Source organism: Nitrososphaerota archaeon, assembly GCA_029785825.1.
GTDB lineage: Archaea > Thermoproteota > Nitrososphaeria > Nitrososphaerales > Gagatemarchaeaceae > UBA183.
In genome coordinates this window covers 1,616,319-1,637,131 of the sequence record JAFLYY010000001.1, presented here as the reverse complement: position 1 = coordinate 1,637,131, position 20,813 = coordinate 1,616,319, and the positions used below count along the sequence as shown (strand labels likewise).

Genomic DNA, 20,813 nt, shown 5'->3' with positions numbered 1-20,813 from the left:
AGGCCGGTTGAAGCCGCGCCCCGTTGCAGAAATCAGGGATCCGGTCCACGGGTATGTCAGGATGACCGCCGTAGAGAAGGAACTCATCGACTCTCCCTTCGTCCAGCGTCTCCGGCGGATCCATCAACTTGCGGGGTCCTACCTCGTCTACCCAGGCGCCACCCACACCAGGTTCGAGCACGTGGTGGGGACGATGCACGTCGCCGGTCAGATCGCAGAGTCGCTGGTGCGCACCTCTCAGTTGGAGGGGGACGAGGTGCAGGAAGTGAGAGTAGCGGCGCTTCTCCACGACGTGGGGCACGGCCCCTTCTCACACATGTACGAGGAAGTCCTCTCTGGGGGGAAGATCAGGTCGCACGAGGACATCTCCCAACGGGTGATACTCAAGACCTCGGTCGGCGACATTCTCCGCAGGAACGGGTTCTCTCCGAAGAGTATGTCTGAGTTCGCCGTAGGGCAGCTGAGATCCAAGCCGCCATTCATGAACGAGATGATCGCAGGAAGCCTCAGTGCCGACATGATGGACTATCTCCCTCGCGACTCTTACTTTACCGGAGTTGAGTACGGCAAGGTCGACACTCAGCGGGTGATTGATTCTCTCCACGTAGCCGGGGGGCATCTGGTGATTGACGATGCGGCCCTATACGCCTACGAGGCGCTCCTGCTCGCCCGCTACGAGATGTTCAAGGCCGTCTACTTCCACAGGACAGTCCGGGCTGCTGAGCTAATGCTCATCCGCGCCATGAAGCTCGCCGACGAAGTGCTCGGGTTGACCGACCTAACAGACATGGAAAGCTACCTTGATCTCACAGACGAGGTGGTCCTCCACAAACTGGTCACCCTCGAGCCCTCCAACTCGACCCTACGAGAAGCGAGGCGGTTAGCCCTCGGCTTCCGCGACAGGCGCTTGGTGAAGTGCGCCTTCGAACGAGTCATCCAGAGGAGGGAGGTAAAGGTTGGGAGCGTGTTCTCCGACGAAGAAGCCAGGGGCCGGGCGGTCTCCGGAATCGCTAGGGCAGCGGGGACAAACCCGGGGGACCTCTTCCTCGACGTCCCGACGACCCCATCGGTCCCCTACACATACTCGAAGGAGGTCCTCAAGACCATTGGTCTGCTCAGGGCCGAAGGGAGGAAGCGAGTTCTCAGGGCGATACCACTGACCGACCTCTCCCTAGTCGGGTCCATAGCCGGGTTCATGGACATCCTAAGAGTTTACACCTCAACGGAGAGGAGGGACGCAGTGGCGAGGGCGTCAGTCAGGCTTTTCAATGACCCCCGGTTTCTCGCCACCATCGCCGACGATGTTGGGCGCTAAATAGGCAGGGCCCCCTATATCGCGTGGGAATAGAAGGGAGGTTCGCCTACCCGTCATACCGACCGGGCCAAAAGGAGTTGGCTCAGCGGGTCTATAGTGCATGCCTCGACGGTGAGGTCTTGGTGGCCGAGGCGATGAGCGGTTTCGGCAAGACCGCGGCCGTCCTCGCCGGAGCCCTGGCTGCGGCCGAGGAGACGGGGTGCAAGGTGGTCTACGCCTGCAGGACCAAGCGCCAAGTCAACAGGGTGGTTGAGGAGATCTCTCGACTCCAGCCGAAGCACCCCTTCGCTGGGGCTTGCATGCTTTCCAAGTATGATTACTGCCTCCTCAGGCGGGGGAGGGCGGTCCCTCAGGAGTCCTTCGGATGGTACTGCACATTCAACGTGAGCAACAACCTCTGCTCTTATTTCATGAACGTCACACTCACGAATGGGTTCGACGCCTTGGTGAAAGACGTCCTCCTCCTGGCTCCGAGCCAGACCGAGTTGATACGTCGGTCCGAGGCAGCCTATGTCTGCCCCTACGAGGTGGCGAGACTCGCTGTCGCCCAGGCCGTCGTGGCTGTGGTCCCCTATCAATATGCCTTCGACCCCAAGGCATCCCCACTCCTCTTCGACCGCAACTCGCTGGAGAGGAAGAAGGTCATACTGGCGGTAGATGAAGCGCATAACCTCAGGGAGTTCTACAGGGGCCTAAGTTCTGCGACTCTCACCATGGACCAGGTCGAGGGAGCTATCCGAGAGGCGAAGGCCATGCTGATGGAAGAAGCTGCGTCGTCGCTGACGTCGCTACTGCACATCTTTTCGGAGGTAGCGAAGGAGCGGACGGGGTGGATGCTCGACAGGGATGACGTCCTGGCCAGGTTCCGCCACGATCGGGGAGTCGCTTGGTTACAAAACCTCGCCTACGAGTTGAGCGCGAGCTCGGGGACAGCCTGGAGTTCCGTTGTCTACGAGCGGAGACTTCCTTCCCTCATCCTTCGGGTCGGCGAGTTCCTCTCCAAACTCTCGTCGTCAGGGCAGTCCATCTTGGTGAAGTGGGAGGAGTCTTTCGGCCTCATTGATCCGGACCCTGTCAGAGATACCTCAGACTATCTCAGGGAGTTCAGGAGCGCAGTCCTCCTCTCGGCCACAGTCAGCCCATCTGCAGTCTTTGCCAGGTCTATTGGCCTCAATCCCGGGTCTGTCAGGACCTATCACGCGTCAACCGAACCATTAGTCACCGTGAAGACAGCCGTCGACACCGGGACCTCCACCCGTTACAAACAAAGGACTCCACAGATGTACTCGAAGATAGCGGATCGCGTGGCGGCTGTAATCAGGTCCACTGCTTCCGGGGTCGGCGTGTTCGCCCCATCCTATGCCGTCCTGGGTGCCGTATTCGACCTGGTCAAGAAGAGGGTGGTGGGGAGGAACATGGTGACCGAGGCCCCAGGCCTCTCCAACGCCCAGGCCACCGACATATTCGATTCCTTCAGGTCTTCGGCCGACTCCGTTCTCTTTGCCGTCCAAGGGGGGCGTTTCTCTGAGGGGGAAGACTTCGAAGGCGGGCTCATGGGGTCAATCGTGGTGGTGGGGCTCGCCCTCCCTCCACCCTCACCAGTGATGTACGCCGAGTACGCCTGCCTGAAGAGGGTCGGGGAGCGGGACTCTTTTCTCATGTTGTCCCGGCTCCCGGCGCTGCGCCGAGCCTACCAGGCCGCCGGCAGGCACGTCCGGAACCCAGGGAAGAGGGGACTGGTCTTCTTCTTGGACGAAAGGTTCGGGAGCCCGGCGGCGAAGGAGCTGATGCCGTCATGGCTCAGCAAAGACTTGGTCGTGGGGGACATGACCCCGGGGTCCATCGAATCACTTAGCCGCGGTTTCTGGTCCCGGGACTGACGACCTCTCCCTTCCTGAATGCTATCCTCGCAGCCGCGATTTCATCCCGCTGCATCCCACGAGTTTTCGAGCCTCCCGCAGAGGTTCCAGACTCATCCACGAGCTCTACGGTGGCTTCAGGGACCTCCCCCACGAGTTCTTCCACTAGTTTCCCCGCCAGGCGCCTGTCGCCGTCCCCAACCCTCACCAGCAACCTGCTCCTTGGGATCCCTTTGGCGAATGCCTTCACCCTGGAGCAGACCGCCGCTCGTGAACCAAGGGTGTCGAAAGCCAGCTCAGTCTGACCATAGAAGGCAGCAAGACCAATCCTTTCCCCTGGGTCGACCCCAACCAGGACCACCTCCCTTTCTTCTTTGAGACGAGAAAGAACTTGCCCCTTGAATACTCCCGGGTCCGCATCCAGGCTCTCCAACGACATACCCCTTCCCCCGAACCCTCCTGCTTCCCCCGCGGTAGTGAGCACCAGATCGCAGTCCTCGAGGTCCGAGTCAGGAAGGGCGCTCGAGAAGGGGAGCCCAGCCTTCCTTAGTCGCGTCGCCAGGGCGAAGTAGGCGTTTGCCTTCGACGTCACCACGCAGATACGGCCCAGTTTCAAATATGAACTTAGATATCCCCTGTTACTCTATTGAGCTTTAGCGCTGAGCAGTCACGGTCCTTTTTTGGGCCGCTTGTAGGGAAGACCGTGACATTCCTCCTCGACGGGAGACGTCCCAACCTCGAGTTCGCCCGAACTACGCTCGGGCTCGTCGCCGCCACAGGGTCCACCTGCGCCATCCTTGACCTCGACGCCTTCTATGCCTCCAATGCCGATTATGTCCTCTCTCCCCTCGGGAACGGCGCTCGCACATCTGTTCTCAGGGTACCTAGCCCCGGCCTCCCCATCGAAGACGACCTCTCCGGACTTTTCGGCTTCCACCAGGACGTGATAATCGTGGATAGCCTGAACAGCCTATATCACCTCCTCGCAGCCGAGGACGGGAGTTCCCGGGGGAGGAAGGCGGCTTTCACCCTGGCAAGTCTCTCCTACTTTGCCCGGACCAACTCAAAGGTGGTCCTTCTGAGCATGTACAGGCGGGAGGGGCTCCCCAAGACAGGCTCTGCAAGGCCCATCTCCGGGCTCTCTGACGTGACAGCTTCCGCCCAATCCGATGGAGCGACGCTCATTGTCAGGGCCGTTAGGGGGTCCGCCTGGCCAGGAGGAACTCTATCTATCCGAACCCTTTCAGTATAGCCATCTGTATGCCGGCGAAGAGCGAAACTACGAGCATTAACAGCGCCAGCCCAAGGTAGAGGTTGACCGCCCTGGACTTCGCCGTCTGCCTCCCGCTCATGTACGTCAGATAGATACCTGCGCCTCCCAGCAGTATGATCATGGCGTCTACCACGGCCTCTGGTATTGTCATGGCGACCGTGCTCGGGAGGGGAATGTAGCTCTGATTGGGGACAGGATATGCCAGCGCATCGATGAACCCCGACATCAGGCAGACCAGGAACACCACGTAGAGAATCGGGACCATGCCGCCTCCCTGGGTGACCGAAGAGCTGAGCCCCTCTACCCCGTCCTTTAGGGTCCCCACGCTCTTCCTGTACGCCAGCCGAATCGCTTCTCTTAGCATCTAACCACCACGCAGTAGCACTGCTACCTCTTTTACCCATCGGCCCGTTTGAACGTTATGTATAACGTTATCCAAATAGTCCTTCCATTCCATCCCCCCATACGCCCTAACCCATAGAGGATAGGCTGCCTTCAGGTTCTCCCTCGCGGCGCCATGGCCGGCGCAGAGGTCCGACACCCCCTCCCGCCCACAGACGTCGCATTTCATGACTTGTTCCTCCCCGGACAGGCAGGGTTGACACAGAGCTTCCAAGGGTGCCTCCCTCCAGCCACATATACGACGGGCCAAGAGCAACGCTCGCACGGTTTCGCCGTGGCCCTAATGCTCCCCCTCTGCGGAAGAGGGGCTGACGCCCTACACCTCGACGGGTAGTTCGAGCATCCTGCGAACCGTTTCTTCGTTGTCCTGGAACGTACGACCTTCAGTTCCCCCGTCTTGCAGACCGGGCATATCCCCAGGGCCGTCTGTTTTGGGGCCACGGCGGAGAGGGCCGACCCAAGCTCTCTCCCGACCCACTCCTCATTGGCGCTTAGCTCCGCCAGCTGCTCCGATAGGGCTCTGATTGTCTCCCTGACCAGGGATGCTTCGGTTTCCTTCCCCTCCTCTACGGCGGCGAGCCTCTCTTCTATCTCTCTAGTCAGCCCCGTTCCTGCGATCGAAGGGGCGTATTTTTCGATAGCCTCCGCCACAGCGAATCCGAGCTCTGTCACTTCGAGCCACTCCCCTGACGCATATCCCCTTCCAAGCACAGTCCCGACGATGTCCGCCCGCGTCGCCTTCGTCCCTATCCCCTCCCTTTCCATCTTCTCCAGGAGAGTGCTCTGGCTGTACCTCGGCGGCCTTTGCCCGAACTTCTCCTCCACCTTCACATCCCCTACTCTGAACCTCTCCCCCTCCTCTATCTGTGGGAGCTCGACGTCCCTGGATGCCGCATATCTTCCATATTGCTTCATCCAACCTGCGGACAGCGTCCTGCTCCCTGCCGCCCTGAATCTATGCACCCCAACAGCCAGCGATGCTTCGACCGTCTCTTTCCTGGCAGGGGGGCCGAAGGCGGCTAGGAACCTCCGGATGATTAGGTCCAGGAGTGATGATTCCGCAGCGCCCAGGGCGTGCCTCGGTTTCTCTCCGGTCGGGTGGATTGCGGGGTGAGCTGGGTCAGATTTGCTTCCCTCCGCCGGCCTCGCCCCCGACTTCAGGACCTCCGAGGCCACGGTTGCATATTCGGGCATCCTCTCTATCCCTCTGACTATCTTTCGGCAGTCGATGGACGGGGGGAGCTTTTGGCTGCCGGTTCGCGGATACGATATCAACGCATCAAGGTACAGCCGCTCGGCAATCCGCATCGTCCTCCCGGGCGGGAACCCGAACGCCCTGTATGCCTCCTTCTGCAGGTCGCCTATGTTAAACAGGACTGGCGGATTCGCCAGGGTCAAACTCTTCCTCACCCACTCCACCACCCCGACTCCTCCAAGGCAATCACGCTGCGCCCGCTCCGCAACAGCCCGTACGGGAACCCTCTCTTCGGCATAGGGCGCCACAATCCTCTTTCCTTTCTTCTCGAATGTCCCCATAACCTTCCAGTATGGGACAGGCACGAACCCGAGTATCTCCCGTTCCCGCTCCACAATGAACCCGAGGGTCGGTCCCTGCACCCTCCCAACACTGATTGTCCTGTACTGCGTCCCGCCTCCCAGCGGTGACTGCGACAACGCTCTGGAAAGGTTAATTCCCCACAGGAAGTCTATGGCGTGCCTCGCCCTCCCTGCCTTCGCTAGCCCTTGGGACCACTGATGCTCCAGTCCATCAAAGGCCCTCACCAAGTCTTCTTCCGTGAGAGTCGAGAACTTCGCCCTCAGCGCGTCCCTCTCCTTCCCCCCGCAGGCGTACTTCAACAGGTTGAACCCTATGGTCTCTCCCTCAACGTCGAAGTCACAGGCGTTGACGAACCTGGTCGCCCCCGTTGCCAGCCTCCTCACAGCAGCGATTCTTCTCTCTGCCCCAGTGCTGTCCTTATCCAGCTGGTCCAGGATGTACCACTCTACGTCGAAGACGGGATAGACCACTCTCTCTTCACAGGGATCAGAGACTCCATAGAGGTGTCCTTGGGCGGCGCAGACCACAAACTCTTCTCCTTTCCGGACGAACCTGAATGCCGTGGTTCCTCCAACCGTCTCAGGCCGGCTCCTTCCCCCAGAGAGAGCATCGGCCACCCTCCGGGCGGCGTCGGGCTTCTCACAGATTACCAGAGTGTACCCCGGGCCCATTTCTACCGGCCCCCCAAAACGAAAGGCGCGCCTGCTCTGCCTAATCGAAAGAGCCGTCTATCTTCCTGACTTCGACCGCGAACTTCACGGTAGCAAGCTTCACGCCGCACTTCCTGCACCGGAACTCCGACGCCTTCAGGACGTCGGCTGGGGACCTCAGATCGAAACCAGAATACAACGGCGCTCCACAGGCGTTGCAAGCAATCTCGTAAGTCAACGCCCCACCGCGCCGAGACGTGCATTTAGGCGTATTCGCGCCCCGAATACCCCAGGCTCCGGAGAAAGACATCATCATCAACCGAAATGGCGAATCCGCGGCCCCCATACTCGGCGTCCTTCCTGATGCTCCTCTTCAGACCCCTGACAAGTATGATTGGCGTAGACTCGTCCGACTCCCCCATCAGCACCTCCGCCGCTGAGCTCAGGTCGTCGGCCACCGCCTGCGATGTCACCTTGAGGACATTGCCGAACAGGTCAGTCCTCCCCCTCATGTCTTGTACGGCCTCTATTCCCGACGCGGCGACAGCGACCCCGGTGGTCCCCCTCCGTGTAGGGGAGAGCCTACTGTCGCAGATTACGACCCCGATCGATACCCCCTTGGAGAACCTCAGCGCCTCTCTGATGGTCCTAGCTGACTCCTCGGGCCTCCGAGGGTAGAGGATGATAGCGCCGTGGGCGACGTTCGACTTGTCAATCCCTGCGTTGGGGGTCAGAAGCCCGTCCTTGCTTGCGAGAAGGAATCCCGGAATCCCCCCGAGGAGCCTGTCCGATTCACGGACGACTACTTCACAGAGCCTCGGGTCCATCATGTACTTCTCCGCCAGCTCCCTCGCAGCCGCCCCTGGATTCACCGTCTTCAGCTTCACCACCCTCCCTTCCGCCATGGCGACGAACTTGCTCGAGATCACCAACACGTCGCCGTCCCTAAGCTCGTCCCCGACCTTCCCGTCTATCAGAGCCGTCAGATTGAACCTAGTCTTCCTGACTGGGACTTTCACGGGGACCAGAGAAATCAAGTCCGAGGCCGTCGGGCTCTCCCCCCTTAAATAGAGTCGGGGGTCCGCGGGCCGCCATGCTCAGGACTACCCAGCTCTACGGCTACCACTCAAAGCATGCCAAGCTCGCCGAGTTCGCAGGCTATGATATGCCGCTGTGGTACTCTGCGACCATTGACGAACACCTCGCCGTCAGGAACACCTCAGGGATATTCGACGTATCGCACATGGCGAGGCTCAGCATCGGGGGGCCCGCCGCGACTAGGTTCCTCGAAGGGCTCGTCCCTACCGCTGTCGCTTCCCAGCCTCCGGGGAAGGCATTCTACACCCTCTTTCTTAACGACCAGGGCGGAATCATCGACGATCTGATAATCGAGAAGCTGGCCGACGACAGGTACATCGTCGTGGTGAACGCTGCCAACGCCACGGCTGACATCAAACACATGGAGTCTCGTGCTCCTCGGGACTTCTCCATCGACGACAGAACCGGGTCTACTGCCATGATCGCCATCCAGGGCCCGCAGGCTATTTCCTCCCTCCAACCGCTTACTTTCCTCGACCTCACCCAGGTCAAACGCTTCAGGTGTGCGGAGACCGAGGTCGCAGGGTCAAAGGCGATTGTCTCCAGGACGGGCTACACGGGGGAGGACGGGTTCGAAGTCATCGTTTACGGTGCCACCGCCGAGAGGCCTGAAGGGGCGATGAAGGTCTGGGAGAAGCTCGCCGAGACTTCGGTCCCATGTGGTCTCAGCGCCCGGGACTCTCTTAGGCTGGAGGCAGGTTTACCGCTTCATGGCTCCGACATCGACCAAGACACCGATCCGTTCGAAGCCGATCTGGCCTGGGTTCTCACCACCGGAAAGGAGGGGTATGTCGGCTCAGAGGCGCTGAAAGAACGCGCCAGGTCGCCCCCCCACTTGGTCAGGAGAGGGCTCGTCCTCGATTCGGGCATTCCAAGGCACGGGTTCGACGTGGTCAATGGCTCCGAGAGATTAGGGACAGTTACCAGCGGCACCTTCTCCCCCATCCTCCGCAAAGGGGTGGCACTCTGTAGGGTGGAGACCGACAGGACCGAGCCCGGCTCGAGAGTGAGCGTCATCATCAGGGGCACGGGCCAGCCTGGGATGACCGTCAAGCCCCCCTTCTATGACGAGAGACTCTACGGATGGAAGAGGGAGAAACGTAATTAGACCCACGGGGTGGCGCTTGCCCGTTGGACGTCCAGGGCTACCGCGTCCCCGAAGACCTGTTCTATACAGAAGAGCACGAATGGGCTAAGGTCGAGGGCGGGACCGTGAGGGTTGGGATCACCGACTACGCGGCCAAGACCCTGAATGATATAGTCTACGTCACCATTCCGAAGCCAGGGGGTAACGTGCAACAGAGCAAATCCATGGGAACAGTGGAGTCGATAAAGGCTGTCTCAGAAGTCTATTCTCCCATATCAGGCAAAGTAACGAAGGCCAACGACAGCCTCGACACCCACCCCGAGCTGGTGAACAAGTCCCCCTATGGGGATGGGTGGCTGGTGGAGGTGGAACCCTTGAACCTTGCCGTCGAGAGGACGTCGCTCCTCGACGCGAAGTCATACGCCGCTTTTCTAGAGAAGCTGTTGAAAAAGCAGTAGAAACAGACCAACTGCCCTTCGGGACCAGAAGGAAGCCACAGAGCTAGATAATTCTACCTAAGAGAACGCGCCGGGACCCACGTCAGGGAAAACTATACGGGCCTGCGACCCAAGCTGCCGAGTCCAAAAAAGAGACGGTTAAAATAGCCCAAACAGACTCGCACCCCCAGATTTGGGTACCTCTGACGCCCTGCGCGCAACGCTGAGGCGCCCGACCATTTCGCGCCGGGCTATCATGCTGTCCATGGTACTCTCAATCGTGTTCACCATCGCCGTCCTCATAAGAGCCTACGCGGCGAAGTACGGGTTCTATCTGAACGAATTCGACCCCTACTATGACTACTACGCGGCCCAGCACATAGTCAACCTCGCTCATCAAGAGGGGCTTTACGCAGCTTTCTTTGCCAACCCCCCCAACTGCGGCCCGACGGTCTACACCGCCTGCCACAATTTGCAGGGTTACTTCTTCTGGCACGACATCCAGACCTGGTTCCCATGGGGACGGAACGTGGCCGCTACCTCGCAGGGAGGGCTCCAGGTCGCCGGAGCCATGCTCTACCTCCTGGTCCACGATGTCTTCGGAGTCCCGATAACGCTTTACAATCTCTTGATAGTTCTGCCGGTCTTCTTCGGGGCGCTCACCGCCGTCCTCTTCTATTTTCTAGTGAGGAAAATCGCAGGGGACGCGGCAGGCCTCTTCGCCGCCCTCGTCTTCGCCGTTTCTCCGCCCCTGATTGAGAGAGGGAACTTGGGGTGGTTCAAGTCAGAACCGCTGGCAATACTCCTATTCGTCGCCGCGAGTTACTTCATGCTCACGGTCTTCGATAAGGAGAGGGGTGCCCGGAGCAAGGTGCTCCGCGCCCTGGCCGCGGGCATCATGATAGGATACGCGAACACAGCCTGGGGCGGAGGCGACTTCTTCACCGACGGCTTCGCACTCGTCTTCATGGTCCTTCCCTTCCTGGACCTCGACCTTTCTCAGTACACCCTCCCCGCGCTATCGTTCACGGCCTCGGCCCTCTTCTTCAGCGCCATATTCCCCAGGCCGGGGGTGGAGATAGTCACCAACCCTGTCGGACTCGGTCTGATCGGAGGAACGGCCTTCCTACTGGTTGCCCAGTGGATTAAGACCTGGACGAAACCCACCGAGTACCGGTCGACGCTCATCAAATTCCTGTTCGCTTTTGTCCTAGCCGGCGTCGCACTGCTAAGCTTCGGCGCCGTCGGCAGCCTCTCGGGAAGGTACCTGGCAGTCATCGCCCCCTGGTCGCGGACTTCCAGCCCCTTGCTCCAGTCTGTGGCTGAACAGGCCGTCCCTACCGGTGGCGACTACTTCACCTCATATGCTATAATCATGGCCTTCGCTATCGCCGGGGCCCTGGTGGCATTCAGGCGGAAGGGGCTGCCGATGGTTTACGCCCTGGTCTTTGGGCTGTCCGGGATCTATTTCTCCGCAGCTTTCTCCCGCCTCCTCGTTTACTCCTCTATAGCACTAGGAATACTCGGTGGAATAGGATTCGCCGAGCTCGCCTTCGCCATAGCCAAACCGAACACCATCGCCCTGGTCAAGAAGAAGCAGGCCCCGACCTCGCGCAGCGAGATGAAGGTGGTCTTTTCGATAGCCGTGATAGCACTCCTCGTCCTCCCAGCCGGTTCCTATTGGATTCCCAACCCCATCCCCTGCACCACCAGCGGCCAACTCTTCTGTGACAACAGTCCAGCCGACTCCGGAGTGAGTCTGGTCAACGGGGCCACTATCTACTCTAGGGCAGCGTTCAACGATTGGATCCAAACCCTCCAGTGGACGAGACAGAACACCCCAACAAATTCCGTCATAATCGCTTGGTGGGACTACGGTTACTGGTTTGCGGTCATGGGGAACAGGACTACCGTGGTGGACAACGCCACCATCAACAGCACCCAGATAGCACAGGTCGGCCGGCTCCTGATGTCCAACGTCACCCAGGCAGCGGCTATGGCCGAAAAGATGGGGGGTGGTAGGCCAACCTACGTCGCCATCTTCATCACTGGGAGCATCATGCCGGTCGTATCTCAAACTACTGGGACAACAAACTTCTTCATCCTGCAGGTTCCCGCCAGCGGAGGCTTCACCGCGGGTGGCGGGGACGAAAGCAAGAAGCAATGGTTCATACGCATCGGTGGTCTGAACGAGTCGCTCTACCTCGAATGCCCCTCGGCCGGGACGAGCACATGCATCGGGACTGACGACTTCAACCTGACCCCCTACGCAATGCAGGACAGCCTCTTCGGCCAGCTACTGCCGTTCAACCTCGCCGGATGGATCGTTCCCAGTTCGGCCAACACCGGGACCATCTGCGCTCAAGTGTTCTATTGCTCCTTCTCGCAGTCCTACCAGCAGGCGAGCAACGGTGCGCCCCCCTACGAGGCCTTCTCCTACCCAGGTACGTTCAACTTCCCCTCTGACAGCTCGGGACCTTTCAGACTGGCTTACGTCTCACCCAGCTTTGGGGCGGCTGAATCCGGAATCAACGGGACCTCGGCCGGCAACCCATGTCCTGGAGACGCGAGCCTCCAATGCTTTAACACAATCCTGCTCTACCAGCTCGTACCAGGCAACTACACTTAGTGGGCCACCGACCGCCCCGTCAGACGGCAACCGTTGGGTCGGCTCTGTCTGCATACGCCAGTTGGGTCCGATATCTCGCATATCTGTCGTCAGGCGAGTATCTCGCCGGGTGGACCGTGACAGTCCTCTCTCCACAGCTCCGGCACTGCTCAGCCAGAGTGTATCTGCCGCACCTGCCACACTTCAGCATCAAGCTCTTCATTAACTACCGCCATACTTCCTTGATATCTCGCGCTTGAAGCTGAAGGCATCATGCTTCCCGACCCCATCCTTGATCTTCTCGAGAACCGAGTCCATGACCTTCTCAGCCTGCTTGTAGTCGTCCGCCGTTATTCTGATTCTATAGTGTGGCGCGCCGGCGTAGGTGATATGGACCTCCGCCGACTGTCCGCTGGCGGCCGCAACCAGCGTCTTCTTGACTTGTTCTATCCCCTCAGGGGACCTCGATGACACCTCTACGAGCGCCCCAACCTCGTACTTCGGGGGGATTATCTTCTCCGCAGCTAGCTCAGCCACCGCCTTCGCCTCCCTGTCCGACAGCCCTGCAGGCGCTAGCGCCTCCGCCCCTCTTTTTGCGGCGGTCTCAAGAGACACGTATAGGGTCCCGAACCCCTCCTCCAGCTTGCGTCTCAGTTGCCTCTCTCCCGGCTCGTCTACTCCTAGCTTCTTTCCTGCCGCCTGGACGATGGTCAGCGCCCTCTCCTCCCTCTTCCAGTCTATGACCTTCTGGCGCCTTTCCTCATTGGTGACCTGCCTAAGCGAGAGGTCGATCTCCCTCCTCATCCTGTTGATCCTGACGACCTTCAATATGAGCTTCTGAGAGACCTTCGCCACTCTGTCGATGTTTCTGACCCACCCGGTAGATATCTCGGAGACGTGGAGGAACCCATTGGTGCCATCATACTGGTCTAGGTTGACGTAGATACCATGAGACGTAATCTCCCTGACCGTGCAGACGACAATCTCGCCCGGGTCCGGAAGGGGCCTCTCCTGGCTCATGTGAAGTCGAGGATTTTAGTGGTATTTGTCGTTTTGGTCCGAGATGGCCCCCTGCCGCACCATCATCGTCTAAATCATAAAGTGCTACAATCCGTCCGACCCTCTGGGAGCAGTCCCAGGGCATACTTGCGTCCTCAGGATACGCCACGGCGCATTGCTGATTGAAGTTCTTCGATGCCTAGAACTGGGCGGCTGGCTTAACCCAGTCGCTTCACGATAGTGGCAAGGACCACAGACTTGCCGCCACGGCTCTCGGCGAGTTTCCTCCCGCACCCTTGGCATCCCACATCCTTTGCCGCGTTCGAGAAGAGTATCCTCTCCTCTCCACAGTCAGGGCACTTGACGAGCAGGAAGGCACTCCTCGTCTTGGGGATGGGCTCCCTGTCGCGCTTCACGCCGCTATCTCCGCCTTCCTCAGCCTGATTCCATCGGTCATCATCTCGCGGTTGCACTCCCGGCATTTCAGCCTCAAAGTCGCCTTCTTGGTGGTTTTGGCCGTGCGTATCAGTTCGGGGAACTTTTGTCCACCGTAACCGCGCTTCCTGCCGGCCTGCCTCCTGGCACCCCACGATCCTGCGCGTTCCTTCCCTCTCTTGTAGAGCGACACGGAATGTATGGTGTGCTTGTTGCACCAAGGGCAGTTCCTGCGAATCTCTTTTGGAAACTTCAACTTCTCACTGAAGCGGATTGCCCCCGTTTCCTCCCGTGCATTTAAGCTTGGCTCGGCCGAAGACGACCTCAGAGCTTCCGGCATAGCCGTTCCCAAGATAAGCGTCGAAGACAAGCGTTAAAGGACGCCTGCTTCTCACATCTCTACATGAACGGCCCGACCGCCGGGCGGCTTCGCCTGTCGGGGTCATCCATCGCACTCATCCTTGTCTTCTCTGCCCTTCTGCCTGCTATCTCCGCAGGCACCACCCATGCGTCCACTGGAAACGCCCAGATAGGGGACGTGAATTCCGTTCCCCGTCCCTCGGCGCTCAACATCGCTTCATCCAACGAGTCGGTGATAGCCGGTAGCAGCCTGGTGACCTCTAAGGACGGCGTCGCTCTCTCGCCAGCCGGGGTCTTCGCCATCGACCTGGCGGGCGTGACCTTCTCGGGCGCCCAGTTCCAGCTCTACATGAGCACCAACGGGTTCGCCGATATCGGGACCAATGATGTCCAGTACGGGCCCACTTTCAACACCGCCGATTTCAGCAATACCACCGATGCCTGGAAGGCGGTCTCTGGGAGCGTCGGGCTGGGCAAGACAGAGACCTTCTACATCGGCTCCACGAGGTCCGGGGTCCCAGTCGTCGCGGGACCCATCGCCATAGCCATCAGCGGCTCGTACCACTTCGTCAAAATCTACGATGGCTCCACAGGGGCCGTGGCTTCAACCCTCGGCACCGTCAATCCTCAGCCGGGGCTTGTCGCTGTATTCTTCAGCACTACGATGGGGCCTGCCGGGGCTGCAGTCACCGTGAGTGGGGGAGGGTTCCCGGCCAACAGCTATGTGGACATCAACGCCACCTACACGACTCATCCGTGGCTCGGGGTCAACACAACCACCACAGTCATGTGGATCAAGAGCGTCCCAACAGGGAGTGGTTCGTTCACCGCCGGATGTACCGCCCATGGACTCTACGCCTCCGGGACATGCCCCATGGTCGACACTAGGCAGGTGATCAATCCCTCCGCGCCCTACGGTCCATATGTCGCCATCCCCATTCTCCTCTTCGCGGTCAACGCCAGCCACCCAGGTACCGTCATCAACGCCAACCAGGAGGCCCTGAACTCACCGGTGTTCAAGGAGTTCAGCCGTGGGATAGCTGAAATCGTGTCTTACAGTTCCTCGGGGAAGCCGGTCGACACCACGGATGGGGCTTTAGTCAAAGGCCAGCTTTACGGCAACGACACGGGGACCACTGGGACAGTCGGCTCGATTACCGTGAAGGATCTTCCCCCAGTCAAGGCCCAGGTCGGCGGGACGCTTTACATCGCGGGGAACAACTCATACGCAGGTTCTACTGTCACTTTCTGGATAGGGACGCGCCTCTCCACCGCGGTCGAGATGGGTAGCGGCACCACCGCCAACGCCGAGGGCTTCTGGAATACTACGGTGACCGTCCCACCTGTCGCAGGAGGGGGGCAGAACCTTTGGATAGTAAACGGCGGTGTCAATTACACCTCAGGGAGCACAGTATCCGGGACGATCACCACATCTTCGACGAGTACCACTTCGGTTACTACGTCTTCGACCAGTACCACGTCGACCACCCTCTCCACGACTTCCACGATAACGACATCGACCTCGAGCTCGGTTACCACCAGCACATCGACTTCGTCAACCCAGACGACGACCAGTCATACCACGACCGTGCGCTCGTCCACGACGAGCAGCTCGACCGCGAGCGCCACGAGCGGCCATGGGATATCAGAGTTCCCGTTCTCGACCCTGGCGATAGCGGTTTTGACCGCGATGGTCGCCGTGGCTTACGCACTGGCTAGGAGGATGCAAAGGGGCTCCTCCTCCGCCGGCCCCCGCTGAAGCTTGCCTGACCCCACGAGCGGGAATTCAGTGAAGGAACCGAAAAGGCAGCGTCGTCCTGATCTGGGGCTCAGGCTTCCCCAAGCGGCTGGAGTGCGGCCAGAATGGCAGTTAGTCGCTGCTAACTCTGGGAGCCAGATAGAAAAGAAGCTTAGCTCCCTGTGAATTGAGGGCGAAGGTTAGCACGAGCGGTTTCTTCGAGCTGTACGCCAAGTCCACGGTATCTGCGATACTGGAAAGCGCTTTCAAGATGCTTTGAATATATTCGATGCTGAACGACGCTTTGCTGTCTGCAGAAGACTCAAGTTTCAGCACGTCCGCATCGTTCTTACTCAAAGACACATCGGCTTTTCCAATGTCAGACTTGCCACTGAAAGTGAGTTTGTCCTTGGTCGCCTGAATCGTGACCTGGTCGGCCACCACTGACATATCTGCGAGGATCTTGTCTAGTATCGACTTCGTGAGGGTGGCTTTTGTCTCCAACTCGAGCTTTGGCAGAGGGGCAGAGGCAGCAGTGCTTTCTATCAGGTGGATAGTGAACTCGCGCTTGTATCCGTTCTGAAAGGTGAAAGCCAGGCTGTCTTCTTCGGTATCACGAATCTCGAGACTGTCTCTAGAATCGCCTCTTCCGACGAGCTTCACTAGGTCTTCGACCCTGACGCTGAACTTGGTGGGTTTCTGGCAAGAGTAAGAGGAAAAAGACGAATTAGGTAGGGTGAGGTCGACCAGAGCTACATGAGACGGGTCCATGGCCCTGAATGTCAAACCTTCGCTTGTCGCGTCGAAGGTTGCCTCCTCGACTAGGGTCTTGACGGCAGCGGAGATGGCTCTCCATTCGGTTGTGCTTGCGCTTTTGGCCAGGAACAATCGATGGCAGCCTTCGCGGAGGCTCTTCCGGGTTGGATATTAAGCGTTGGGCGTTTCGTTCTTGAACAGGTCAGGTCTTTGGTGAAGGTATCCATACAATCAGCTCGCGGTTTCACAGGAAGGGGCGCAACCAGTCGACCGTCAGGCCTGGTTCCCAGGATTCGTAAGCCTCTCCAAAGCATGCGCCGTTCCCGACTTGAAGTGCTTTTCGTTCCATCTCGACACGAGGCGAAAGGCTCCCCTGAACTTCACATCCCACACGGTGATTATTTTTCTGTCGGCTACTTCGACCGTCTGCTTCCCTGTGAATGGACCTGCCGTGTAGTCGATCGTAAGCACCCGCTTCGCTTCGTCAGTGGAGATGTCTGCCTCTCCTGATCCGCCGAATGCGAATCTGATCTTGACGCGCGCCGCGCCTCGGCTCTCGCCCGTCACCTCAAGCGTCCGAGTCCCACGCCAATACTTTGGGATCTCGGTGACGGCAGAAGCCCGCTTCCAGACTTCTGTCGCGTCTCCTTCGAACTCCTTCGTCTCTTCGAACCGCATCTCCAAGAAACCGGCTCCGGGCCATAGAAAAAGCGAGCGCCACGGCTGGAGCAACGGCCCGGCAGCTCCCAACGGTCGGAGCTGACGAAAGTTGCAGTGGAAGTCCAAAGGTGAAAGCGAACATCACGCCTTCGATAACCAAGACGAGCGGGAGTCGCTGGCCCTTTCGCCTTTAAAGCACGAAGCACGCATCTCCTACGCCATGGAGCTCTGGAAGCCGATGTACCTGATAATCTGGGTCGCTTTCTTCCAGATAATTTTCATCCTCTTTTCGCCGCTGGGGGACGAGGTGAACCTCGCTGTCCATGTCAGCACAGCTCTGGTGATCCTCGGCCTGGCCTTTGAGGTCTACAGAGGTGCTGCCCGCTCGTCATGCCCCAGCAGGATCAAACGAATCACGAGGGCGACATGGTATCTGGCCCTCTTCCAAGTGGCTCTAGGGATAGTCCTTGGAGTCGGGTTGATGCTCTCTTGGGGTGGCGCTTTCGTGGGTGCACTAAGCCTCATGCACGTTGCGACCGCTTTGGCTATCGTCACCCAGGCATCGTCTTCGGCGACAGCGTATGACATGTGGGAGGAGAAGGAGTTTCAGAGCACCTCGGCTTCCTCGGGGCCAGCATGAAGAACGTGCCTGGCCGACGGTCTTCAGCCGGGTTATGCCAGGGCAGCCCGCGGCAATACTGAAATAATCTTCGAGTCGTGAACTATCGGTGCCAAGCAAGGTTAGGTTCTACCTGAACGGGGGTGGTTTGTTCACAGTCCAAGGCAGATGGTGGGACGAGCAGGTGGAGTCTCTTCTCAGCGAAGCGGGGGCCGGTGTCTACAACCCAGGGCATGAGTCGGAGGGGGCCCTGCGGGCCAACCCTCCGGGAGGCGACCTGCGGAAGGCGGTCTTCATCTCCGACAGAGAGGGCGTCGATATCTCTCAGGGGGTCGTCATGCTTGGCGAGGGTGCGGCTGGGGAAGTGAGTTCGGGGACGGCCTGGGAGACAGGATACGCCTATGCGAGGGACAAGCTCGTCCTGTGCCTGAGGACGGACATCCGGGGCTCGCTGAACCCCCTTCTGAAGGAGTGCCTGTTCGAAAGCACAACGTGCGGCGATTTCGGTGCCCTTCGGAACCAGGTGGCCCGTGCCATAGCAAAGATTGACGAATCGGGTGTTACCAAGACCTACTACGCACCTCCCACCTTGCGGAGAAGCATACACAAGGTGCACCTTACAGCACCATACTTCACGGCTACAGAGTGGAAGTCCACCAAAGAACTCAAGCGAAACCTCTCCGCCCTGGGTCTCGACGTCAAGTTCCCTCCAGGGGCGAAAGGTGTCAGGGAGAATCTCACGTCGGGGCGAGAAGATGTTTGGCCGGCCCTTTTCAGGGAGAAGGTTCGGTCCCTGAACGAATGCGATGCCTTGGTCGCCCTGCTGGAGGGCTCTGACTGTAACAGCGAGCTCGCCTGGGACTGCGGTTATGCATACTCAAAGTACAAGCCGGTGTTTGGTCTGCGGACTGACACAAGGACGCTGGGGGACCTCGGAAGCCGGGTCAACCTGATGATCGAGCAGTCCCTGGTGGGTTCGAAACTGTGCGGTTCGGCGAGCGAACTCGGACAGACAATCATCTCTTGACGAACCTTTCCGAGAACAAGTCCCTCCTCCTGATGCCTCGTCCCCCATACAACTTCGGCGCCAACTTCCACAAACCCTCACACTTCCCTTCTTCCAACACCACATGGGAGGAGGGGCGCTGTTGGGCGACCATGCTTTGGAAGGGGGAAGCCCCAGGCCTCAAGTTCAGGAACGAAGGGACGACCAGCAGGCCTAGCGCGAGGTTGGCTGTCTTTTCGAGAGACAGCCTGAACCAGGAGTACTTCGACGAACTAGTGGCGGAGGTCCGCTGGATGTTCAACTTCGATTAGGATATCTCGGAGTTCACGACGAGATACGCTGGCGACGAGCGTCTTCGGGGTCCCATCAGGCGATGGAGGGGGATGAACCCCGCGCAGCAAACTCCCTCTACGAGTCTTTGATGATATACATCGCCCTCCAGAACGCGACCATCCGGAGGGCAGCACAGATGTTGGAGAACCTGTTCTTCAGCTTCGGCCAGAGAATGTCGTTCGACGGGCGCACCCACTCAGTCTTCTGGCCTCCAGGCACCGTCGCCAAATCGAAGGTAGACGAGCTCAGGCTCCTAAAGGTGGGGTGCCGGGCGAAATCGGTCACGAAGATATCCGAGCAGTTCGCTGATGGGGCAGTCGATGAGGTCGCACTGAGGGGCTACCCCGGACAGGCCGTCGCGAAGGAGCTAGACAAACTATACGGCATCGGCCTCACTACAGGGAATCCTGTACGAGAACTTCTATTTCTTCGATGCGCTCGAGCTTGTCCCTCCCTGGGAGAGGAAGATCATGTCGCGCCTGCTGTTCGATAGGCGCCTGGTCCCGGCCGAGAGGGTGCTCGGTTTCTTCAATGCAAGTTATCCAGGGTATGGGGACCTCGCTTTCCACTATCGCTGGGAGAACCTCTTCTGGAGGAGGAAACGCGAGAAGATAGAATGGCTCGAAAAGGAGATCAGGCTAAGTTGTACATGGTACCCAAGGGCCCGAGTGGTCGCCGAACCGTCGCTCGACAGACGGTCTACAGAACAAAATCCGAACGCATCGTTCAACGCCATTGTTGACTTCAACCACGTCTTGTCTCTTCAAACATAGTCGAAGGCGAGGTGGAAGACTCAAGCACCCACCCGGCCGAACAGCGGTGTTCTCCGGCAGGCGTCCGCGAGAAGCGGACCGCCAAACGTTCGACCCCTGACTGCCTTGCCAGAGGGCCGCGATAAGAATCGGCGAGGCTCTAACGAAAGCACGGTTCAACGTCTGAACCGATTAGAACCCGACCTCGGATGAAGGGGGGCCAGCCCCCACCAGTGCCGGCTACTGAGAACTCGTCTCTTCCGATCTTCTCCGGACACCCACCGCATATCCTAACGCCAGGCCGACGAGCGCCCCTCCGACGTGGGCGAGCCAGTCCACGCGCGCGAAAAGAAAACTGCTGAAGACGAAGACGACTGTGAACCAGGCGATGAGAGCGAGGTTGAGCCTCCGGTTTGTGGCCAGGTCGAACGTTATGACTCCTGCGAGGAGCCCGAAGATCCCGCCCGAAGCTCCGAAGCTGAGCTCTCTGGGCCCGTTAGCCAGACTCGCAATGTTCCCCGCGACGGCTGTCAATAAGAAGACGCCGTAGTACTGGTTCTTGCTATATGCCAGAGAAAAGAACCCGTCGAGCCAGAGCAGCGCCATGGCGTTGAACCCCACGTCGACCGCGCCCTGCCATGTCGGGGGTGCCACGATTATCGACGTGACCAGCTGCCACACCCATCCCGCCGCCACCAGCCCATTGTACTGGAGGAGGAGTACGGTCAGGGGAATGCCGTCTAATGTTACAAAGGCCAGGGCCGTCCCGACCACCAGCCCGCCGACGACGGCAGCGGTGAGGTTCCGTCCCTGCGTTGAGAGCTCCAAGGAAGACAGCCCACCAGGGTTTGGGTTGAAAACCTGTTTC

At 59.3% G+C, this 20,813-nt stretch carries 24 protein-coding genes; 12 read left to right on the top strand and 12 right to left on the bottom strand.

Annotated elements, in window-relative coordinates:
• The first annotated feature begins 7 nt into the window (after positions 1 to 7).
• Both JRN21_08815 and JRN21_08810 read left to right on the top strand, forming a co-directional pair.
• On the top strand, positions 8 to 1,315 hold the full coding sequence (locus JRN21_08815) for an HD domain-containing protein (protein MDG6989404.1): 1,308 nt from the start codon (positions 8 to 10) through the stop codon (positions 1,313 to 1,315).
• A gap of 23 nt (positions 1,316 to 1,338) precedes the next feature.
• Complete coding sequence (locus JRN21_08810; GenBank protein MDG6989403.1) at positions 1,339 to 3,195, top strand: ATP-dependent DNA helicase; 1,857 nt, start codon at positions 1,339 to 1,341, stop codon at positions 3,193 to 3,195.
• Here JRN21_08810 and JRN21_08805 read toward each other — a convergent pair.
• Entirely contained in the window at positions 3,167 to 3,766 is a 600-nt protein-coding gene (locus tag JRN21_08805) for a hypothetical protein (GenBank protein ID MDG6989402.1), read from the bottom strand. The two genes, JRN21_08810 and JRN21_08805, sit on opposite strands and share 29 nt — an antisense overlap.
• 54 nt (positions 3,767 to 3,820) lie before the next feature.
• Here JRN21_08805 and JRN21_08800 point away from each other — a divergent pair, with 54 nt between their 5' ends.
• Positions 3,821 to 4,426 (top strand): hypothetical protein, encoded by a 606-nt coding sequence (locus JRN21_08800; protein ID MDG6989401.1) that lies wholly within the window; start codon positions 3,821 to 3,823, stop codon positions 4,424 to 4,426.
• Here JRN21_08800 and JRN21_08795 read toward each other — a convergent pair.
• From JRN21_08795 to cofE, 4 genes are all read right to left on the bottom strand, one after another.
• On the bottom strand, positions 4,404 to 4,811 hold the full coding sequence (locus JRN21_08795; protein MDG6989400.1) for a hypothetical protein: 408 nt from the start codon (positions 4,809 to 4,811) through the stop codon (positions 4,404 to 4,406). The two genes, JRN21_08800 and JRN21_08795, sit on opposite strands and share 23 nt — an antisense overlap.
• Positions 4,812 to 5,014: 203 nt before the next feature.
• Complete coding sequence (topA, locus tag JRN21_08790; GenBank protein MDG6989399.1) at positions 5,015 to 7,078, bottom strand: DNA topoisomerase I; 2,064 nt, start codon at positions 7,076 to 7,078, stop codon at positions 5,015 to 5,017.
• Positions 7,079 to 7,118: 40 nt separating this feature from the next.
• Positions 7,119 to 7,295: a hypothetical protein gene (locus JRN21_08785; GenBank protein ID MDG6989398.1), complete on the bottom strand. Its 177-nt coding sequence runs from the start codon at positions 7,293 to 7,295 to the stop codon at positions 7,119 to 7,121.
• A 25-nt stretch (positions 7,296 to 7,320) separates the two neighbouring features.
• Entirely contained in the window at positions 7,321 to 8,094 is a 774-nt protein-coding gene (gene cofE, locus JRN21_08780) for a coenzyme F420-0:L-glutamate ligase (GenBank protein ID MDG6989397.1), read from the bottom strand.
• Positions 8,095 to 8,150: 56 nt separating this feature from the next.
• Here cofE and gcvT point away from each other — a divergent pair, with 56 nt between their 5' ends.
• The 3 genes from gcvT to JRN21_08765 all read left to right on the top strand — a co-directional run bounded on the left by gcvT (position 8,151) and on the right by JRN21_08765 (position 12,308).
• Positions 8,151 to 9,263 carry a glycine cleavage system aminomethyltransferase GcvT gene (gene gcvT, locus JRN21_08775; protein ID MDG6989396.1) on the top strand — a complete coding sequence of 371 codons (1,113 nt, stop codon included), beginning with the start codon at positions 8,151 to 8,153 and terminating at the stop codon, positions 9,261 to 9,263.
• A gap of 23 nt (positions 9,264 to 9,286) precedes the next feature.
• Positions 9,287 to 9,700 (top strand): glycine cleavage system protein GcvH, encoded by a 414-nt coding sequence (gene gcvH, locus JRN21_08770; GenBank protein MDG6989395.1) that lies wholly within the window; start codon positions 9,287 to 9,289, stop codon positions 9,698 to 9,700.
• Positions 9,701 to 9,872: 172 nt separating this feature from the next.
• The gene (locus JRN21_08765) at positions 9,873 to 12,308 is read left to right on the top strand and encodes a hypothetical protein (GenBank protein ID MDG6989394.1); all 2,436 of its coding nucleotides are present in this window, start codon (positions 9,873 to 9,875) and stop codon (positions 12,306 to 12,308) included.
• A 19-nt stretch (positions 12,309 to 12,327) separates the two neighbouring features.
• Here JRN21_08765 and JRN21_08760 read toward each other — a convergent pair whose 3' ends face one another.
• The 4 genes from JRN21_08760 to JRN21_08745 form a co-directional block, all read right to left on the bottom strand.
• Positions 12,328 to 12,510 (bottom strand): RNA-protein complex protein Nop10, encoded by a 183-nt coding sequence (locus JRN21_08760; protein MDG6989393.1) that lies wholly within the window; start codon positions 12,508 to 12,510, stop codon positions 12,328 to 12,330.
• Positions 12,510 to 13,307 (bottom strand): translation initiation factor IF-2 subunit alpha, encoded by a 798-nt coding sequence (locus JRN21_08755; protein MDG6989392.1) that lies wholly within the window; start codon positions 13,305 to 13,307, stop codon positions 12,510 to 12,512. The genes JRN21_08760 and JRN21_08755 overlap by 1 nt, the downstream gene beginning before the upstream one ends.
• A gap of 197 nt (positions 13,308 to 13,504) precedes the next feature.
• Positions 13,505 to 13,768 carry a 30S ribosomal protein S27e gene (locus JRN21_08750; GenBank protein MDG6989391.1) on the bottom strand — a complete coding sequence of 88 codons (264 nt, stop codon included), beginning with the start codon at positions 13,766 to 13,768 and terminating at the stop codon, positions 13,505 to 13,507.
• Positions 13,699 to 13,977 carry a 50S ribosomal protein L44e gene (locus JRN21_08745; protein MDG6989390.1) on the bottom strand — a complete coding sequence of 93 codons (279 nt, stop codon included), beginning with the start codon at positions 13,975 to 13,977 and terminating at the stop codon, positions 13,699 to 13,701. The genes JRN21_08750 and JRN21_08745 overlap by 70 nt, the downstream gene beginning before the upstream one ends.
• A gap of 147 nt (positions 13,978 to 14,124) precedes the next feature.
• Here JRN21_08745 and JRN21_08740 point away from each other — a divergent pair, with 147 nt between their 5' ends.
• Complete coding sequence (locus tag JRN21_08740; GenBank protein MDG6989389.1) at positions 14,125 to 15,840, top strand: hypothetical protein; 1,716 nt, start codon at positions 14,125 to 14,127, stop codon at positions 15,838 to 15,840.
• Between the two features lie 111 nt (positions 15,841 to 15,951).
• On the opposite strand, the gene pcn is transcribed toward JRN21_08740, so the two are convergent.
• A complete protein-coding gene (pcn, locus tag JRN21_08735; GenBank protein ID MDG6989388.1) occupies positions 15,952 to 16,707 on the bottom strand; it encodes a proliferating cell nuclear antigen (pcna) in 756 nt (251 codons plus the stop codon).
• Positions 16,708 to 16,848: 141 nt separating this feature from the next.
• Complete coding sequence (locus JRN21_08730) at positions 16,849 to 17,253, bottom strand: SRPBCC family protein (GenBank protein ID MDG6989387.1); 405 nt, start codon at positions 17,251 to 17,253, stop codon at positions 16,849 to 16,851.
• Between the two features lie 91 nt (positions 17,254 to 17,344).
• Here JRN21_08730 and JRN21_08725 point away from each other — a divergent pair, with 91 nt between their 5' ends.
• The 5 genes from JRN21_08725 (at position 17,345) to JRN21_08705 (ending at position 19,966) form a co-directional block, all read left to right on the top strand.
• Positions 17,345 to 17,875: a hypothetical protein gene (locus JRN21_08725; protein MDG6989386.1), complete on the top strand. Its 531-nt coding sequence runs from the start codon at positions 17,345 to 17,347 to the stop codon at positions 17,873 to 17,875.
• A gap of 88 nt (positions 17,876 to 17,963) precedes the next feature.
• Positions 17,964 to 18,881 (top strand): nucleoside 2-deoxyribosyltransferase, encoded by a 918-nt coding sequence (locus JRN21_08720; protein ID MDG6989385.1) that lies wholly within the window; start codon positions 17,964 to 17,966, stop codon positions 18,879 to 18,881.
• Positions 18,878 to 19,171, top strand: a complete 294-nt coding sequence (locus JRN21_08715) for a hypothetical protein (GenBank protein ID MDG6989384.1) — start codon at positions 18,878 to 18,880, stop codon at positions 19,169 to 19,171. The genes JRN21_08720 and JRN21_08715 overlap by 4 nt, the downstream gene beginning before the upstream one ends.
• Positions 19,172 to 19,233: 62 nt before the next feature.
• Positions 19,234 to 19,686, top strand: coding sequence for a hypothetical protein (locus JRN21_08710; protein MDG6989383.1), 453 nt, complete (start codon positions 19,234 to 19,236; stop codon positions 19,684 to 19,686).
• Complete coding sequence (locus tag JRN21_08705) at positions 19,664 to 19,966, top strand: hypothetical protein (GenBank protein MDG6989382.1); 303 nt, start codon at positions 19,664 to 19,666, stop codon at positions 19,964 to 19,966. The genes JRN21_08710 and JRN21_08705 overlap by 23 nt, the downstream gene beginning before the upstream one ends.
• 219 nt (positions 19,967 to 20,185) lie before the next feature.
• Here JRN21_08705 and JRN21_08700 read toward each other — a convergent pair whose 3' ends face one another.
• Positions 20,186 to 20,773, bottom strand: a complete 588-nt coding sequence (locus JRN21_08700; protein MDG6989381.1) for a rhomboid family intramembrane serine protease — start codon at positions 20,771 to 20,773, stop codon at positions 20,186 to 20,188.
• Positions 20,774 to 20,813 lie beyond the last annotated feature (40 nt).